12 protein-coding genes, 1 tRNA gene and 1 pseudogene are annotated in these 19,031 nt (G+C 54.4%); 8 read left to right on the top strand and 6 right to left on the bottom strand.

The window, feature by feature from the left end; all coding sequences use genetic code 11:
- A pseudogene (locus tag B060_RS0122070) lies at positions 1-255 on the top strand (hypothetical protein); the annotation flags it as partial.
- A 309-nt stretch (positions 256-564) separates the two neighbouring features.
- A complete protein-coding gene (locus B060_RS0122075; protein ID WP_018083982.1) occupies positions 565-996 on the top strand; it encodes a hypothetical protein in 432 nt (143 codons plus the stop codon).
- A gap of 198 nt (positions 997-1,194) precedes the next feature.
- On the opposite strand, the gene B060_RS0122080 is transcribed toward B060_RS0122075, so the two are convergent.
- Positions 1,195-1,488, bottom strand: coding sequence for a type II toxin-antitoxin system RelE/ParE family toxin (locus B060_RS0122080; RefSeq protein ID WP_026173061.1), 294 nt, complete (start codon positions 1,486-1,488; stop codon positions 1,195-1,197).
- Positions 1,489-1,764, bottom strand: coding sequence for a ribbon-helix-helix domain-containing protein (locus B060_RS0122085; protein WP_018083984.1), 276 nt, complete (start codon positions 1,762-1,764; stop codon positions 1,489-1,491). It abuts the gene before it with no gap.
- A gap of 160 nt (positions 1,765-1,924) precedes the next feature.
- On the opposite strand from B060_RS0122085, the gene B060_RS27495 reads away from it, so the two are divergent.
- From B060_RS27495 to B060_RS0122095, 3 genes are all read left to right on the top strand, one after another.
- A tRNA-Met gene (locus tag B060_RS27495) sits at positions 1,925-2,044 on the top strand.
- Positions 2,045-2,076: 32 nt separating this feature from the next.
- On the top strand, positions 2,077-3,573 hold the full coding sequence (locus B060_RS26335) for a hypothetical protein (protein WP_236621666.1): 1,497 nt from the start codon (positions 2,077-2,079) through the stop codon (positions 3,571-3,573).
- 486 nt (positions 3,574-4,059) lie between these two features.
- On the top strand, positions 4,060-4,833 hold the full coding sequence (locus B060_RS0122095) for a hypothetical protein (protein ID WP_018083987.1): 774 nt from the start codon (positions 4,060-4,062) through the stop codon (positions 4,831-4,833).
- On the opposite strand, the gene B060_RS0122100 is transcribed toward B060_RS0122095, so the two are convergent.
- The 3 genes from B060_RS0122100 to B060_RS0122110 form a co-directional block, all read right to left on the bottom strand.
- Positions 4,830-6,560 carry a phospholipase D-like domain-containing protein gene (locus B060_RS0122100; protein ID WP_018083988.1) on the bottom strand — a complete coding sequence of 577 codons (1,731 nt, stop codon included), beginning with the start codon at positions 6,558-6,560 and terminating at the stop codon, positions 4,830-4,832. The two genes, B060_RS0122095 and B060_RS0122100, sit on opposite strands and share 4 nt — an antisense overlap.
- Positions 6,557-10,045, bottom strand: coding sequence for an AAA domain-containing protein (locus tag B060_RS0122105; RefSeq protein ID WP_018083989.1), 3,489 nt, complete (start codon positions 10,043-10,045; stop codon positions 6,557-6,559). Before B060_RS0122105 ends, B060_RS0122100 begins: the two co-directional genes overlap by 4 nt.
- A gap of 286 nt (positions 10,046-10,331) precedes the next feature.
- Complete coding sequence (locus B060_RS0122110; protein ID WP_023447405.1) at positions 10,332-12,446, bottom strand: TonB-dependent receptor; 2,115 nt, start codon at positions 12,444-12,446, stop codon at positions 10,332-10,334.
- 197 nt (positions 12,447-12,643) lie between these two features.
- Between B060_RS0122110 and B060_RS0122115 the strand changes: the two genes are divergently transcribed.
- Complete coding sequence (locus B060_RS0122115) at positions 12,644-13,525, top strand: LysR family transcriptional regulator (RefSeq protein ID WP_018083991.1); 882 nt, start codon at positions 12,644-12,646, stop codon at positions 13,523-13,525.
- A 317-nt stretch (positions 13,526-13,842) separates the two neighbouring features.
- The gene (locus tag B060_RS0122120) at positions 13,843-15,732 is read left to right on the top strand and encodes a glycoside hydrolase (protein ID WP_018083992.1); all 1,890 of its coding nucleotides are present in this window, start codon (positions 13,843-13,845) and stop codon (positions 15,730-15,732) included.
- A 299-nt stretch (positions 15,733-16,031) separates the two neighbouring features.
- Here the strand turns inward: B060_RS0122120 and B060_RS0122125 are convergent, their stop codons facing one another.
- The gene (locus B060_RS0122125) at positions 16,032-17,729 is read right to left on the bottom strand and encodes a serine hydrolase (protein ID WP_023447406.1); all 1,698 of its coding nucleotides are present in this window, start codon (positions 17,727-17,729) and stop codon (positions 16,032-16,034) included.
- A 263-nt stretch (positions 17,730-17,992) separates the two neighbouring features.
- Here B060_RS0122125 and B060_RS25600 point away from each other — a divergent pair, with 263 nt between their 5' ends.
- The gene (locus B060_RS25600; protein WP_081606996.1) at positions 17,993-18,805 is read left to right on the top strand and encodes a carbon-nitrogen hydrolase family protein; all 813 of its coding nucleotides are present in this window, start codon (positions 17,993-17,995) and stop codon (positions 18,803-18,805) included.
- The last annotated feature ends 226 nt before the right edge of the window (positions 18,806-19,031 follow it).

Consider the following 19,031-nt stretch of genomic DNA (forward strand, 5'->3'; position numbering starts at 1 on the left):
CTGGACCGCCCAGACATCCCACTACACACAAACGGTTCGGAAAACGACATCCGCTCTATCGTGACAAAGCGCAAAATATCAGGCGGGACCATGAGCGACGCCGGAAAGGCCGCCCGAGATGCCATGCTCGGCCTGATGAAAACCTGCGCAAAGCTCAAGATCTCGTTCTACCGATTCCTTGGCGACCGCTTCACAGTCCAAGACGCTCCATACGTCCAAAAGCTACCAACCCTCGTCAGGCTCGCAGCAACGTAGCTGCACCGGAATGTGCCCCGGTTACATTTATTGCGTTGAAGCAGAGGGCGTATACTTTTTGCATGTTCTGAGGTTTGCGCTAGACCTACCGCAATCGTTTGATCTTATTGACAAGAACGCTTGGCACAAAACATGCCTAAAAAGCTGACGTCCGTATATACTACCGGAGGGGGAATTTCAGCTTGCGAAATCTGGAGATCCAGGCAAAGTCACACCTTGACGCTCTAGATCAAAGTGACAATTGAGGCGGTACCAAAGGGGCTTTCGGCTGCGCGGGATAAGCGTGTCTGATTCAATGCGGGGGCGAGGTTGATCAATTTTAACACGCTAACAGTGGGGCGGCATAAAGACCTCGGGCCGGTCAATTTTCTGGTGTGTGGCTTCGTTGGTTTTACCACATTGATATCACTGACGGTGATCGCGCTACATTTTACCGGTCTTTTTTTGCTTGGCCTATTCCAATGGATTCGCGACGATGCGAATTCGGCTAGAAATGTAGTGTCTGATCTCGTGGGCATGCCGTTTGCAGGAATCATACTGGGTGAACCAAGTATTATAATTATGCTTCTGGCATTTTTTTTGGTGAATATTTCGATTTCGCTCGTATTCGTCGCGCTAAAATTAAAAAATGAAACCTTAGCGTATGTATCCAAGCAATGGATTAAGCTTCCAATCGCAGTTGGACTAATTTATCTTCAAATCGTGGCTCCTTTTTGGCTAGTCACTCTCGGGGGGCTGTAAAATGATACATTCGCATACCGCACCTTCTCTTCGTCGATGGGCGTGCCGTCGCAGCGACAAAAAGCCGCCTGAAAGAGCGTTCCGTCTCGCCCATGCACCCAAAAGGCTTTAACTAGATGATACCAAAAGGCCTCTTTGGGTTCGGATGTCTGCTGGATACAGTCGGACGCTATTGAGGTTTGTAGCCTCTCGCCATGATTAAAAGGATTCCTCAAAATTCTGCCCAGCATAATAGACGCCTTCAATAAGCACCACTTCCCCGGTGACGAAGTAGGCGATGGTAACACGCCGTTCAAAACCAACGGTGCGTAACCCCGGCATCAAGTCATCACGAACTTTACCGCGCTCCGGGAAAGTATCCAGGCCCAGGCAGTAGTCTACGATACGCTGGATGTAACGGTCGGCGCGGCTTGCAAATCCCGAGCGGAACGTAATTTCACGGTGCAGGTCATTGATTTGACGTTCTGCCATAGGCGTGAAGATAACCCGCACTTATTCTGCCGTTTCCTGGCGGCGGCGCGCAATTAGCCGCGCCATGATCTGATCGGCCGGAACGCCCTTGGAAGGGTCAGCAAGGTATTCCTCGTGGCCGGGGATGACTTTCTCACGGAGCCATTTATCAACGGCTGCATCCCTCTCTATGAGCGCGCGCATTCCGTCGCGCATCACTTCGCTCACGGACGCATAGGCGCCGGAGTTGATTTTATCAACCACTGCAGCAGCCATCTCGTTTGGCAAGGTGATACTAAATTGTTGTGTGGTACGCATAAACAGGCCTCCATTGACTGAAAGCCATTATAGCAGCGAGTAGGATTAAATCCTATTGTAAAGTGGCTTCTCTGTAGAGGTGTGAGGGACACTAAAAATGTGAAGTGTTTTGCGCATTTGTTAGAAGCAAAATTCGAAGCTGTTGCCCGATTTTCTAACACACAGGGTAGCACAAGTATTTATCGACTACCTAAATTGCTTTTAGATTCATGAGGATGTCCGATTCTCGTTCAGGCTCATAACCTGAAGGTCGTCAGTTCAAATCTGGCCCCCGCAACCAAAGTTCGATTAGAAAACAATGATTTAGTAAAAATGCCCTCCCTCACCGGAGGGCTTTTTTGCGTGGCACACTGCTGGCACACTTTTGACGGCCGTGGCCCACCTATGTTACCGTTTCCACCCTGGGTCGAACAAGGTGGGGATGCAATGCCTACGCATGAAGTTCTTGGTGGAAAAGTCCAACTTTACAGGAAGCCAAAAAGTCGATTTTGGTGGGTGGCTTCGACCGTAGGCGGTGATCGCCGGCGCGTAAGCACCAAAGAGGAAAACCTGGTCCTGGCGAAAGAGTTCGCAGAGGACTGGTTTCTGGAGCTTCGGGGAAAGTCCCGCGCCGGTGTCCTGACCAGGCGAGAGCCAAGCTTCGATGACATGGCCGACCTGTTCGAGGCCGAGTACGAGCTTATTACTGAAGGCGAGCGCAGCCCAAAATGGGTGCAAGGTCACAAGGACCGCTTGCGGCTGCATTTACGGCCCTTCTTCAAGGGCATGGCCATTACGGACATCGATTCCGGCAAGGCGCAGAGTTACCGCCTGCATCGCGCCAAACAGTTTGGCCGTCTTCCCGCCAAGGGGCCGGAAGGTGAATATGTGCGGCCGCCGAAGCCGCCGTCTCGCAGCACCATCCATGATGAGATAGGGACGCTGTCTCTCGTCCTGCAAACGGCCTACCGACACCGCAAGATCCACGGCGTGCCGGATCTGTCACCGCCCTATAGGCAACAAAAGAAAATCATCCATCGACCTTGGTTCACCCTGGCTGAATACAAGCAGCTCTATAAGGCCGTTGCTAAGGCGGCGCGGGAAGCGCCGGAGCGCTACAGATATGCTTATGAGCAGCTTTACGACCAGATTCTGATCCTGGGAAACACCGGCCTTCGGCCTGATGAAGCGACGAGGTTGCAGCACCGGGATGTGACGATCGCGCATGACCGGGACACCGGCCAGAAGATTTTAGAAATCGAGGTCAGAGGCAAGACCGGCTATGGCCCGTGCAAATCAATGCCCGCAGCGGTGAAACATTACGAACGCCTGCTGGCGCGGCCAAAGCAAGCGCCAAGTGGCCGCGCTAAGGATCGCAAACGGTATGAGCAGCTTGCCGCGATGAAGCTGGAGGCCGGCAAACTCTCGCCAGTGAGACAAAAGCAATTAGATGCGCTTGCGCCGCTCTTCGGTGAGAACGGCGCCTTCAATAATCTTGAATATGCCAAACCCACTGATCTTTTGTTCCCGTCAAACCATACTGACATCTTCAATGACATCCTGGTCAAGGAAGGACTCAAATATGACCGCGAAGGCCATCCCAGGGTGCTTTACAGCCTGCGGCACACCTATATCTGCTTGCGTCTGCTCGATGGCGCGGACATCTATCAGCTTGCCAAAAACTGTCGCACCTCAGTTGAGATGATCGAGAAGCATTACGCCATCCATTTGAAGAATGTGATCGACGCCGGCGCGATCAATGTCCGTAAAACCAGGCGGCGCAGCCGGCCGGATACAAGCACCTTTACCGAATTGTCGGACGGGGAATAAGTCAGTTCACCTGGCGCTCGTCCGACCAATGGCGGCCTTCACCGCCATCACCCAGCAGCCGCCCCGCGTGGCTGCATTTGCGCGTCGCGCGCCGACGGACGCAAATGGGTTTAACACACACACAGACGTCTATCGGATCGCCAACTGCTGTCGTACCTGCGTCGAGATCATCGAGAAGTACTACGCCGCCAACATGAAGAAAACCTGGCCCCCTGAACATTGGGGGTCATTTTGCCCAATGGGAACACGTCCCTGTTCGACCGCAGTTGAAGGGGACAAAATGAACCGACATAACGCGGACAAGAGCGGACATGATCCACCTATAAGAGGCGTTTGAATCGAACCGCTCGCAGACTTTAGGCAACACAGCCGCCGGCTGAGGTCGAACAAATATATTATGCCGCTCTCGACAGCGAAGAGACGGCCGCGTAACTTTTATAAGCCGGCCTCAGGCAAATTCGGGGCGGTTTGCACTGGAGACTCAGCTTGGCTCGTCACGACCCAATCGGTAAACGCTTCTATATTCCGTTAGGGAAGGCGGAGAGAATCTCAGATGTCGCCTTTTGGAGCGCGACCATTCTATCGGTTGTTGTTTTGAAGGTGGATAAAGCCCAGTACGAGGCGCTGTATGACATTGTGCAAACGACATTTATATTGAGCGTCTTGTGTATGTTCGGAATGGGTCTTGTCGTTCGACTCTATTTCGCGCCACGCTCTCAGGAAGGGCGAATGCTGGATTTCGTCTCGAACGCGTTTTCAGTCGCTCTCGATCACCAGACGTCGGTGGGCTACTATAACAATGCTGAGATTGATCAGGTGCGAAAAGCAGCCGCCAATCTGTTAGAGAACACTTATTTCACCAAATCAATCCTGGAAAAGATGCTGGGAACGCAACGGATCTTAGGCGGTATCTACGTTTTGACCTGGGGCTGGGCGCTAATTTTCAGGGTCACCGATCTTGATTGGATTGCTGTTGTCGCGCAAGCCATATTCAGCGAACAATTCTTTTCTCGTTGGCTTCGACTGGAATGGCTTCGATCGCAAGTCGAAAGAATCTACAAAGACACCTATAATCTCTTTCGCTCGGTTAGTGATTTCCAGAATCCGGAATTCCGTGCACGGGTAGTCGCCTTCTTACTACAATACGAGGTCAGCAAATCCCAGGCGGGTATTTCGTTGTCTACGCGCGTCTTCAAACGCCTGAATACAAAGATGAGCGTCGAATGGAATAAGATTAAAGCGGCTGCCGGAATCGCTTAGTCAACATCACCTGTCCGTTTGGAATACTTGGCGAGCTTTTGATTTAGGGTTTCGCGGATCGAAGGTCCTTGAATTAGGACGCCGATCTCGGCACCACTACCGGCCTTCTCGGCAGTCGCTGTGGCCATCCAGTTGAAGCTTGTTACCGCCAGATTGTCCTTGTCCCAACCGAGGTACTTTGCGTGCCAATCCGGGATATTTGTAATGTGCATTCCCCGCGCTTCGATTGATGATACCGAGATAATCTGCCCCTCTTCGACCATTGATTTGCTTTGCCGACTGTATTTCAAATCAACGCGTAAGCCTGATGTAGCCGCAGTTTCCATCGGCACCAAGACGCTTGTTTCTGCGGACAACCCGTACAAATCACAAGCGATTTCGATGTCCTCCTTCGCGTTGTCGCGCGCCAAAGTAACGCACGCATAGTGGTCACGGTCGGCAATCATAGTCAGGGTAAAATCGCCGGTCTCACGTTTAAGCTTCACCTGCTGCTTTATTTGAGACCAAATTGAATTCAGTCGGCGGGCCGTGGCACTCCACCCGCCGACAGCCGGAAGCTGACGGCTGATCAGCCGACTCATGGTTTTTGAAGTGAATAAAGCGCTCCGCGTCCGCACAGAAACTTCCATCCAGTCGAAATCTGACGACAAGAAGTTGCAACTGCTAATGATACTAGTCCAACAGCCAGTTTTCGAGTCGTCATAAACGACAATTTTGGCATGAGATCCAGACGAAGACGGCGATAGGTTCACTTTACTTCGCACGCTCGGTAGCAGCGTATTTAATACGGCTTCTGTTTCGGCGATCTTGCGAGGAGGTTCCTTCAATTCCGGGTCAATGTTTAAGCCCCAGAGTAGATCGATTTTTACTTTTCGTTTGGCGGCCTGCTCAATATGCGGCAGCAAGGTCTTAACCGTTTGGGCACTCAAGAAGCAGGAGTGTATGACAACTACGCTCCTTGCCCGAGTGAACACATCGCGAAGCATATCGAGCTGTTCCGGTCCACCCACTATGAGGTCGTCCTGGCGAATGTTGTCGAGGCAGATGTCTTGCGTCGGCTGAACCTTGGCCGTATACGTCGTGCTCGGATCATCCGGTACTAACGCCGCCTCCTTCTTCAGCGCTTGTACCAATTCGATTGGGGCGCTTGACGGCAAACCGGCTTCGATGTCACCGAACGCGATACCCACTTTTGCAAAAAACTCGGTCGCCGGCCGGAACGTCGGGGGTGCCGGCTCGAGACTTTCATTCAAATTTAACCTGAACAGATCCCGTAGGGTGGGTTCATTTTGATTGAAAGTGTGGTGCAGAGATTTCAAACGGACCGCGTCGCTCGGCAAGTCCTTTTCATGCACGAGATCCAGCTCGTCAGTGCGCATCCAATGAGCCGTGACACGGTCCATACATAGGGAATCCCATCTGATATCTTTTTGAAGTCGTTCTGGCAGGACTTTTTCTTTAGTGCGGCGGATGCCTGCCGGCGTTGCCGCAAAATAAACTCGATTATTGTCACTCCTCACTTCGATCCAATTGGCGCGGAGGAGATTGATCAGGCCTTCGATGACAAGACGCTGCGGTAAGTCCGCGGCTTGCGCCAATTCCAGGGCGGTGCGCTTGGAAATTGTACTTTCAGCCAGCAGCATATGTTCGAGCACGCTCCACCTTCGGCCATAGCTAATTATGTAGCTAACAGGGACACGATATACCGGCAGGTAAAGCTGTTTCATTTGAACCGCACCTTTGAAAGAACGCCCGCCGTTTCAGACGCTTTCATTACTTTCATCATCTGCCCAATGTAGGCGTGTTCGTCATACTCACTGGTATGTTTGTTGCAGCGAGAATTGAAGAAATCCCAACTTCCAACGATGATCAGTTTTTGCTTGGCCCTGCTCAAGAGAACATTCATTCGGTTCTTTTCTTTTAGAAAGCCGACACTCTTCCAAGGTATTAACGCGTTGTTCCGGACTAGGCTGACTATCACAACGTCGGCTTCGGAACCTTGGAACTCGTCGACTGTGGCGCCGATGCGCTTTGCCACCTTCAGGTCGAATGGTTCTTTGAACATATGCAACAGCTGCCCAGAGCCGTAGGCTTTTTCAATTCCGGCTTTGATGGCTTCAAGTTGTCCGTTGTATGGAGATAATATTTGGATGTTGCATGGTGTATTCGGCAACGGCTGGATTTCCTCAAGCACTTTGACGATGAGTTCGACTTCGGGTTTCGAAACAAAGAGGCCGTCTACTTCCCCGTCAGCGTACATCTCTTTTTGAACCCATTCGACGTCGCACCAGACAATCCGCTGGGACGGCAGCCACGATCCCGGTTTTATTTGAAAGGGAGTCGGCTTTTCAAACCTTTCGTGTGTCTCCTTCGGCGATTGAAGGATTGTGCCGTCTGATCCCTCCGGATAGAAAACCCGGCCGACCAAGTCTGCGATATCAGGATGCATTCGATGCTGATCCGTAAGCACGGCTGCAGGGCCGGCATCGCCAAGCGTTTGCCGGCTGCGCGTGAAGATGACTTCGAATATCTTGATCAGTCCTGCCCACGTCTGGCATCGATCGACAAAGTCTGGAAGGGTGTCGTCATCGGCAACCACGGTTTGATCAACAAGGCCGCCCGCAAATTGAGCACCTTTCTGAATCGCGTTCCTGACACGCGCGGGATCGCCCAGCAGGTCAGAAAAACGCTTCACATTGAACGGAGGAAGCTGGAAGTGGTCGCCGATTAATAGAAGTCGGTGACTCTCTTGGAGGGCAGTTGCCATGTCGAAACCATGGGCCTTGCCCGCCTCCTCAATAATCGACCAATCGAATCTGCGGCCGCGTTCGGCCAAGTCCGCCAACCCCGTGGAGTTTAATGTCGCGAAAGTCAGGTTTGCGGCATCCTGAACAAGCACCTGCATTGCGCCCAATTCGGTCTCAGCATCTTTGTTTCGGCTAAAATCCCTGTCCACCGCGGCTGATAACCGCGTTCTTAGGTGATCGGGCGCTTTCTTCGCCATCTCACTTTGGTTCAATTGGGCGAGGAGCCTCGATGTAACGGTATCCGGCGAGTCCACATCGTCACCAGGTCCGCCCAGGCGGAGCGTGATCGGGGTCTCGTGACCATCTCGATCCAAGAACAGCTCAGAAATTTTCTTTCGGACGTCGTCGACCGTGTGGTGCGAGTGCGCCGTGATTAGTATCTGTGCACTCGGATCAGCGGTTAAAAGACGCTCAACGAAGGCTTTAATCAGCGTCGTCTTCCCAGTGCCCGGCGGCCCTTGCACAGCAAAAGACGGTTGCGTGCGCCAAAGCTTCTCCAAAGCGTGTGCCTTTGACGGGTCAAGCGGTATATGTAACATGGCCGCTGGCAGTAAGTCCGAATTCGTTCTTGAGACCTCCTCCGGGGACAATATCATCCGGAGAACCCCTTCGAACAAGCGAAGGTCTTCAATCGCTTTGTGCCGTCGTCGAATTTGTGCAATTGTTCCGCTGTGATTGCGAGCCAAGTACGCTTTTTTCTCTGGCACTGTGGCTGCGCCTTGGGTCCGGAAATGATATCTTGGGCCAGAAGGGTGCGTTTGCGCCCTGACAAACTTCCAAGTCACGGGCGAAGGATCGCCGCTGATCGTTCGGCGTTCCAGAAGGGTGTACTTGTCTTTTTTAGGGTCTTCTTCGTCGTCCGCGGCCACGGGTTCGGCGCCCAGCTTAAACCAGTCCACCATTTGTTCGGCCGGTGACTCAAGGCCCATGAGCCGCGCCAGATCCGCACGGTCGGGTTCGTGTGCGGGCGTGACGATAATCGTGGTGTCGTTCGTGTCTTTTTCGACTGATATAATCTCTACGGCGCATATTTGAGCGACCGTTAAAAGCGTATCCAGGGACTGCGTGACGCGAAAGAAGTCATGGACATTTCTCAGATCGGTGGGCAGTATATTTCCCCGAACACGAAATGGAAAAACGCGATCCCATTGAACGGCCCGGTCACGGACGGTCCGCAAATTTTTGCTCACATGCGGCTTAAGTTGAACGTCAATTTTGCGTCCGCCCAAGCTATAGATCTGATCCTCGGGATTAACGCGGGGCATTCTTTCGATCATGTCGCAGTGCGCAACATCCCAAGTTTCCAGTCCGCCTTCAGACCACTTCCGGACGCGATACTCTAATTTTTCGCCCTTAATTACGTAAAATGGAGTTGCCCCGTTGCGAGCAACGACTCTGGGGTCCCCTCTGAGGTCGTACTTGATCCAGTCGCGTTGTTTGACTGGATCGTTAGTGGGGGCCTTGCCCTCGGAAACGAGCTCGATAGTCTTTGAAATTTCCAGGTCGGAGTTCAGGCGCACAGCCAGAACAAGATCGCGCGTAGTTGCGACCGTGACTGACCCCAAATCTCTGATAATCCCGCGGAGCTGAAATTCAATTTCGTCCGCGTCCACAAGTCGCTTTTCTTGAACCTCTTCCAACAGTCGGTGGATGAATTCCCGCTCGCGTTCGCGGAGATTCGTCATGTTATTGATCGCACCTTCCAGTGCTGATCGTTTTTTCAAATTTCGTATGGGAAGGCCGAAAATTTCAGCCGCCGTCAATCCAAAATCATACCAATCGGTTGCGATCGAAAATTCGCCGTCAGGCCTATCTAGTTCGGGCGCCTGAAAAGGCATATTTCTACCCACGGCCGCAGCCCCGCTGTCGGACCCAGATATCCGAAGGGCCCATTCGAAGCCGCTCAATCGGAAGTCGCCTTGACCATCTGGACTGGCGAAGATCGCTTGGGGCGAGACCGATCTATGAAGTGTGCCTTCACGATGCAGGATGATCAGGGCTTGGGCGACCCGTAAAATCCCCTCCCAAAGGGGGCGCCGCCGACCAACCTCGGCCAAATTCAAAAGCCACTGATGCTTGCTACGGTTCTTTAGATATTCCCCAAGGATTTGACGCCGACCGCCGTCCAATATGGCAAAGTAATTCTTATCGTCAGAATCGAGGTCACGAAGCTTTACAAACAGTTCAGAGGCGCCCGGATAACCTTGGAGGCGCATTAGACTACGTACTTCGCGATTCCAGAGAGCTTGGATGGCTGAACTGTTGTCAGTACCTTTCGGCCACACCTTGGCAAAATAAATATCACCGAGGTCTTCAGCACGCCACAGATCTGGAATACCCCGTTTGGGGTCCCCCGGAATTATTTTGCGCGTCAATCGGTAATTGCCGACTTGTAACTCCGCCATTCAAATCCCCTGATAAGATCACTACGTCCTGCCTTGGACTTCTAATTTCCTCTATCTTGACTCGTCGAGTCGCCCAAGCGCAACCGAAAATCTAAAAAGCTTCTCCAACAATTGAAGGTGGCGGGCTGAGCTTTTATTCATCGTGGGCGCGAAGGCGAAGCCGAAGCCGGGCCAAGGCCCGAAGTGGTCTTCACGCCTCATTCGACCGACGGCTGAAAGCGGAAGTTCGGCACGCAATCTGAGCCAAAATTTGTAAAACTCCCCTAGCGCTTCTTAGGCTCGTTGTTCAGCTACTCTTGTACACAAAGCCGATAAAGACACGGTGCACGTCGAAATGGTCATAGCCGCGCTGATAGTAGGTCGAGGTTCGGTTGGTATAGCTTTGCTTTGAGCCGTCTAGCAGGTCCCGGATGTTCATGTTGAGGTCCAGGCGTTTAGTCAGGTGGTGCTTCCAGGTCAGGTTCAGCGTGTTGGTGGCAGAATAAGTGCCCTGTGCCGTAAGGCCGGGGCCTTGCAGGTGGGCATCGAAGGCCAAAACGTCTTTGCCCTTGCTGTAGTTGAGGCTGAGATTGGCAGAATAGGACGTGCCGCTTTGGCGGCTAAGGCCATCCAGATCCAGCGCCTCCAGCCTCACAAAATAGGCACTGCCGTCCGCGCTCAAGTGAAAGGCATCCGACACGTCCCAGGCCAAGGACGCATCCACGCCGGTCGATAGTCCGCTGCCGCTGTTCGCCTTGCTGTTCAGGAAAGCGCCGTCCGCTGTAACGCTGCGGACATCGATCACCGTGTCGCGGCTCGTACGGTAGAACAGGCCGAAGTTGCGGCTCAGGCGATCGCGATCTGTCTCATAGACGAGTTCGATGGCTTTCAGGTCTTGTGGCTTCAGGTTGGGATTGCCGATGAAGACGTTCTGCGCGTCCCAGTAGGTAACATAGGGGTTCATGTCGCGCGGATCGGGCCGTTGCTGGCTCTGGCTGTAGCTCAGTTTCAGGTATTTTTTGGAGCTGAAGGTGTATTTCAGGTGCAGGCTCGGATTGAGGGCCAGGTAATCGCCGTCCGGGATTGGTGACTGGTTTTTGGCATCAAGGCGCGTGGAGTTGGATTCCAGCCGCGCGCCGAAAAGGGCGTCCCACTTCTCCGCCCAAGTCATCTGACCGGTGACGTAACCCGCCTTCAGGGTTTCGATCACGCTATAACGATGGGTGATATTGCTATCCACGGTCTCGGCGCCAGTGACCGGATCGATGCTGGCGAAGTAGTTATCAATATCGTTGCGGGTCTTCTCGTAAAAGAGCCCGAAACTGACCTGGCCTGTGGTGCCGAGGGGACGAGCATAGTCGAAATTGGCCTGGTCCATGTGCAGGCCATTGCGGTTGGCGATCCGGTCATAGGCGGTGGGCTGTACTGGATATATGTAGACATTGCCGGCGGACTTATCGACCAGGATGTCGGTGTCGCTGTGCTGCGCGCCGGCCTTGAGGACGATGTCGTCCTTCTGGTGGCTGTAGCTCAGGCCGAAACTGTCGTCGGATTGCTGGTTGGGGCCGTTGGAGATACGGTGATAGATGTCGGTTAGGTCGCCAGCGTCGTAATCTGCGTGGAATTCATCAAAATAAGGCCGCGACCGGCGGAAATTATAACTGGCCGAAGCGCTCAAAGTGTCCGTTTCACTTAGGTCATAGTCTGTGCCGATAGAGGCGTTCCACGTCGTGCGACGGATAAAGACTTCAGATGACTGGATGTTTTCCCCAAAGACACCCGTCAATGGATCGGTCCAGTGGAGATCGGACTGGCGGAACTTCAGCGATCCGTCGCGACGTATTCCAGCCGTGGCATGCAGCGACAGTTTGTTGCGCGTGTAGTCGCCGGCCGCGGTGATATTCCACAGGCCCTGGTCGCTCATATTGCCGCGGATGGAGCCATGCGCGCCTGGCTTGCGGTCCTTCTTTAGCACGATGTTGACGATGGCGCCGCCATTGGCGCTGTAGGCGGCCGACGGGTTGGTGATGACCTCAACGCTGGCAATATCCGAGCCGGACATGGTCTGCAGAGTCACCGCGCGGCTTTCGCCCATCATGGCAGTGGACGGCTTGCCATTAACCAGGACGGTAACGTTCTTGTTGCCCTGGACCGAGATATCACCGCCGGCCGAGACCGACACGTTCGGAGTCGATTGCAGCACGTCTTGCGCGGTGCCGCTGTCGGCCGTGGGATTATTGGCGGTGTTGTAGATGGTCTTGTCGAGTTTCTTGACGACGTCCTTTTTCTTACCCTTGACGATAACGGTTGTCTGGTCAGGCGTGTCGATGGCGGCCTCTGACAGAGGTCCCTCCTGGGCCAACGCCGCGTTTGTTCCGCAGATCAGGGTGGTCGTCACGAGCAACGCCGTATTCAATCGCATGAATATCCTCCGATATGCTTGTCAGTGGCGCAGGCATGAGAGAGGGCCGCGTCAGGCAAGTTGAATTAACTTTTTGTTAGGGGTTGGCGTTCGGCCATATTCTGTTCGGAAACGTGAATGCTTATAAATTACAGGCCTTTTTGCTTGGTGCAAACGATGATAATTGGGGGAAGGTATTAGAAAAATTTGGGTGTAATATGCCACGTTCGCCATTGCCTCTGAATGCTCTCCGAGCTTTTGAAGCCGCTGCGCGCCACCTAAGCTTCACCAGGGCGGCCATCGAACTGTGCGTGACGCAGGCGGCCGTTAGTCATCAGGTCAAGCTGTTGGAGGAGCGTCTGGGCGCGCCCCTTTTCATGCGCGTGCCGCGCGGTCTGCGGGTGACGGCAGAGGGCGAGGCACTGCTGCCAGTCGTGACGGAGTCGTTCGACCGCATGGCCGATCTGCTGGAACGCTTTGACGGCGGCTATATCCGAGAAGTGCTCAATTTGGGCGCGGTTGGGACCTTTGCGGTCGGCTGGCTGCTGCCGCGCCTGCCGCGTCTGCGCGAACGGCATCCCCATATCGAGGTACGCCTGTCGACTAATAACAATCGCGTCGATATTGCCTCCGAAGGGCTGGACTACGCCATTCGCTTCGGCAATGGCGCGTGGCACGATACCCAGGCCGAGCCGCTATTCGAGGCGCCACTGTCGGTCCTTTGCCTGCCGCAGATCGCTGCCACCCTGCGCGGCCCGCAGGACCTTTTCTCCCATACCCTGCTGCGATCCTACCGGGCAGATGAATGGTCGGGCTGGTTTGAAGCGGCCGGCCTGGGCGTTGGGCCAGCTCTGACGCGGGCGATGATGTTCGATTCCTCGCTGGCCATGATGGAAGCGGCCCTGCAAGGCGCAGGTATCGCCCTCGCACCGCCATTGATGTTTGAACGCCTGCTGTCTTCCGGCCTGATCGTCCAGCCGTTCGATATCTATGTGTCGCGCGGCAGCTACTGGCTAACGCGGCTGAAGTCGCGGTCGGAAACGTCCGCCATGTCTCTGTTTAAGAGCTGGCTGATGGAAACGGTGCGGCCACATGGCTAAGAAGCAATAATCGGTCATTTTAGAGGAAACGCATCATAGGTTTCTATCTGCGCAAAAGGTGCCACACTTTTCTCGGTCTTGATCGTAAGGAAACATGCTCAAGCGCAGGTCTTGGTACTTTGTCCTTTTCGGAATTTCGTAGTGAAAGCTGAATGTCCGGAGTGGGCGAACAGGCGAAGGCGGGTTATGCCCACCAACTGTCATTGGCGCGTTGTCGTAGCCCACCAGGATGTTTCTCGGTCGTGTTGACCGAGACGTGTTTTGCGCCAACACCGGACGTGTAGTATTTTTCTGGCGGATCAGAATTGGGGGGCTGCATGTTCGACCGTTTCCTTGCTGCCGGTGTATTTGCACTGATGACTCTATCCTTGCCCGCGCGTGCGGAGCCAATCGAGGTCCGGGTCGGGAAGATAATTTACGTCGTGGATCCCGCCACACTGAAGATCGATGCACAGGATGAGCAATACGGTCTTATCCCACTGCTCAAGCCGGTCGGGGAAGGAGGCGAAACGTCTGTGACGAAAGCCGACGGCGCGTGGATGTGGTCCACGCGCGAGGGACAACAGGTCCGGCTGACGACGGACGGCGACGCCTTGAAGATTTCTGTGACGGGAAAGACAGGCACCCAATGGCGATGGTCCATGGCAACCGCGTCGGACGGCACCTGGATCGTGCCTGACGGCGAAGGGATGGCATTTGACGTAAACGATCCCTTCTGGCGAAGCACCTATAGTCGGAACCGGTGCTTTGGTGGGACCACAACCTTATCCTTCCCGGCGTGGTCATACCTGAGCCGTACGAAGACGGTCACCTATGCTCTCGACGATGGTTTTCAATCGAAGCTCTGCCTTGAGGACATCAATGGCCTTCAGGCCAATCTGTCGCATGAGTTCGTCGAAGGCGGCGAAACCGTGGACATTCTGGTGCACCTGGGTCAGCCCGACCCTCTTGCGCCGGCCCACTTTTATCGCGACTACCTGAAACGACATGGGCGGCTTCAGACCTTTGCCGATAAAAAGGTTCCAGACCTCGATCGACTGTTCGGTGCGCCGCACGCCTATGTCTGGGGGGATGGTCGGGACTTGGTCTTCCTCGACGAACTCAAGGCGCTTGGCATCCATAAACTGGTGATCAGCTACGACCAGGACCCGAAGACAGGAAAATATCTCGTTCAACCGGCCTATCTGAAAAAGGCGCATGCCCTTGGCTATCTGGCCGGCCCATACGACGCCTTCGACAACGGCCAGCCCGATGCGATGGCCGACATGCCGGCGGCGATGTGGGGACCTGATCTCTATCCGTCGGGCTGCCTGCGCGACGCGAAAGGGGCGATCGTCCCCGGCTTCGCCAATCGCGGGTGCCAGATGTCGAGCCAGGCCATCGCCAACCATTCCGGCGGCTTCGTTCCTGCAAAACGTTACGCCGATCACATTGAAGCCGGCGCCAGTCAGGTCTTCATCGATGTCGATGCGTTCGGCACCTTTTATGACGATTTCAGTCCCGATCATCGCATGACCAAGGCCCAAGATCGTAACAACCGCCTGGCGCGAATGGGCATGGGAATTAAGACCTTCGGCTTGGTTCAGGGATCGGAAAATGTGACGGCTTGGTCTAGTGGCGTTACCCATTATACCCATGGTACCGGCCAGGCGCACATGATCGCCGTCTGGCCAATACTGAATGACACGCGTTTCAAGGGATACTGGCCGCCGGAACGGCCGCCGATCTACTTCGGGCACTTTACGCCGACCCCGGAAGAGGCGCGCGGGCTTTTTGGTCCGGCAGATCGCCTGCCGCTGTTCGAAGCCGTCTACCACGACGATGTGGTTGCGGTCGATCGCTGGGAGTTTGGCCTGACCCGCGTCATGGGCGCGGAAAAAAGTCGTTACGCCCGCGCCCTGCTGTACGGTATTCCGACCATGTGGAATCTCGACCGGCGCGAGCTGAAAACCTACGGCGCCTGGCTCAAGGCCGCCCATGACGATTTCCAGGCAGTGCATGGCGTCTCCGCTCCGGTAGCATTGACCCAATTTGAATGGCTAAGCGACAACCGCTTGGTGCAACGCGTGCAGTTTGCAGACGGACGCACAGTGACCGCCAATTTCGGCGATAGTGTTTGGAAGGATTTGCAGCCAAATTGCGTGAGGGTCAGCGGTAGTGATAACAGGGACACGATTTTCTGCCCGCCGAAGCTTCCGGCAGAATGACCAGATCGCCAACCGACATCAACGAACTAGATCGATGGCGGTGACACAAATGTAGCTAGTAACGTTCGCTTTCGGGCAAGTTTCAATAAATGCGTACCTTCCCAGTTCTATTTCCAGTTAGGGCGGCGTAGCCGAGGTCAACTTGCGGCCCAGCGGAGTTGGTCGTGTACGATGATTGGTTCAAGAGCGTTATGTTTGCACGCCATCTCAGCTCTCGAAAACGTCCTCAACGACGGGCTTGAACTGGATGTCGTCGCAACCCTTCGAAGTGACCGGGAAAGAGCCCTTGCCCCCATAATCTACCTCACTTCACGCGTGCCCGATAAATCCGGCTGCCCCTCGTTGTGGAGGATGAACGACATTGTTCCGTTGGCTGACTTTACGAAATCCGTGGTCACATCGTATTCGAGCGATTTCGAATAGAACGCGGTTTCCGAGGTCGCATAGAGCACAAATTTCGGATAGTCGCCTCCCTCGGCGATCAGTCGGCCTTTCTCAAAATAGACAACGAATTTCAATTTCGGGGACATTACATATGTGCCGGCGTAACTGGCCAAGATCTTCGGTGAAACCGGGTACGGCTTCGGCGGCAATCGGCCTGGCATTCCGTGAGCCAATTTTATCAGGTCATACCCCAGAAATATTGGGCCAAGGGTGTTGAGATTGCCGAGGACGACGACGTTTAACTTTTGATCGGGTTCGTAATGCGCGGTCGTGCGGAAGCCGGGGACGTTGCCGTTATGTTTGACATCGAGATGTCCGTCGTTTTTCACGACCTCGACACCAAACCCGTAGTTATCCTTGTACGGGGTGATCATCTGTTGCAGCGACGCCGGCGACAGGACCTGACCGCCTAAAAGTTTTGTCTGCCATAGCGCCATGTCATGCGTCGTCGACACTATGCCGCCGGCGGCGTAGCCCAGGCTTAACGCAAGGGGATTGCGCGTGGGGATTGGACCATCTACGCTTCCGTCGTAGCCTTGTGCCTGAACCGCAGAGAGTGGGGGATTATAGGCAGTGGAGGTCATTCCAAGGGGCCTGAACAGGTTATCGCTCAGGAAATCGCCGTAGGACCGACCGCTGGCCTTTTCAATCACCATGCCCAGCACGGCATAGCCAGCATTGCTATAGCTGAATTCGCTACCGGGCTGAAATTTCAACGTCTCACCTCGGATCGCCGCCAGCAATTGTGCCGGTGTTACGTCCTGCGCCCAACGCCCCGCGAAATCGTCACCGTCATCGCCAAGTCCCGATGTGTGTGTAAGCAGGTCGAACAGCGTGATTTGATCCCAACTGGCTGGCGTATCAGGCAGGTAGGCTCTGACAGAGTCGCTGATTTTCAGCTTGCCTTGTTCTTGCAACAACAGGATGGCCGCCGCAGTGAACTGTTTGGTGATCGAACCAATGTGATAAGCGGTGTCCGGCGTATTCGGGCGCTTCCTGGCTATGTCGGCCATCCCGTATCCCTTATCCAGCAGAACTTTACCGTTTTGCATGACCAGGACAGACCCCATGAACCGTCCGTCATCGACATAGGCGTGGACGAACTGATCCAGCGCCTGGGTCTCGTCCGCCGGGCTCGCATAGGTGACGGGAACGGCGGCCGGTGGCAGGGATACCAGATCGGTACGCTTAAGGTTCAAGTGCGATACGTAACCGCCTTTGCCCCATTGGAAGGTGCCGATCCAGGATGCGTTGGCCGAGTCCCAGCGACCGTCGAACAGGCCACTATTTCCTGGCACGCTAAAGCTCAAATGATCGGCGGTCGCCACGACATCGTCGATGGTGGTCTTCAGCGCATAAAAATCGGGTGTCTCCAACGGAGCCTGATGGCTGGCAAACGTGCCGACCAGCTTTCCGTCGCTTCCGGTTTCGATATGTACGAGGCTGACAATGTGCCCGTCGATTGCACCGGTCCAGGTGCCGGTGGCTGGCTCGCAGAGCGCTGGCTCCGCCGATACCAAACCGGTAACGATTAGCCAGAACACCTTTTTCATCCTTTGCCTCCCCAGCGGACTCAAGATTTTCATGCACACGTTTGGTAGGTAAGTGTGGCTTTTTTGGTTCGTGCGGTGGAAGAACAGCGAAAGGCATTTAGCGACCAAACGTGTGCAAGGCTGTAAGTCTTATCTTGAAGTCGCGTGCTTAGCGGACAACGTCTGCCTGTCTTTAATATCGAATGTCCTAGTTGGCGCATTTGCTTGTGCTGCCATAGTTGTCCCTACTTGCGGGCGAGCCCGTTCACCTTCACAGTATCGGCATGTTGATTGCTGCCGCTCAAAGTATTGTAAGTCGAGTGCCCCATGAAAATGGGCGTGAAATCCGTGCGCTAATGCAGCGGGCGCACGACGCTGGCGCGCGCCTGATTCACTTTCCCGAGGGCGCTATGTCGGGTTATCCGGTCACCGAGACCCAAGACTGGCAGGCATTGCGCGAGGAACTTGACCTCACAGCTGCCCTTGCCTGCAAACTGAAACTCTGGACGGTGTTGGGCAGCGATCACCAACTGACACCCCCCAATCGTCCACATAACAGCTTGTATGTCATTTCGGATGCCGGTGAATTGACCAAGCGTTATGATAAGCGCTTGTGCTCGCTTAATGAGATCAATAACCACTACACTCCGGGGCGTGATCCTGTCGTTTTTACAATCGATGGCTTTCACTTTGGCCTCGCCCTTTGCATCGAGGTCCATTTCCCCGAACTTTTCCTCGAGTACGAAAAGCTCGGCATTGACTGCCTGTTATTCTCCTCACATTCAAAGGACCCAATTTTTGGCATCATGGCGCAAGGCCACGCTGCCGCCAATAATTACTGGCTCAGCGTTTCTGTTCCGGCCCAATATGCCGGCTCCCTGCCCTCGGGTATCGTTGGCCCTGACGGGTACTGGATTACGCAATGTACGCGTGATGCCGAACCTGATCTCACCCTTGTGCAATTGAATCGTTCAATGCCGCAGTATGAGGTTGCGTTAAATAAAGCGCGACCTTGGAGACAAATTGCGCGCGATGGTAATATCTTCAGAGAGCGCCAGGTGCATGATCCGCGTAGCGAAGACACGACCGGCTTTTAGGGCTGGCCGTCCAACTCTGGCAGATCGATAGCAACGACTTCATAATGCCGACCGCCGAGAACACGATCCTGTTCGTGATTACGCCACAGGGGGCAGAGTATCTCGTCGCCCGTGAACAATTCAGTTTTTGAACTCAAGCGGCAAGTTGGCTGTAGTCCGCATAGTTTTTTGTCTTCGTGACCGCCATGGACAGGGCCATGACGAAGGCACAAAAACTCTTCAGCCA

Origin of the sequence: Asticcacaulis benevestitus DSM 16100 = ATCC BAA-896, from assembly GCF_000376105.1 — a bacterium.
In the GTDB taxonomy this organism is placed as follows: domain Bacteria; phylum Pseudomonadota; class Alphaproteobacteria; order Caulobacterales; family Caulobacteraceae; genus Asticcacaulis; species Asticcacaulis benevestitus.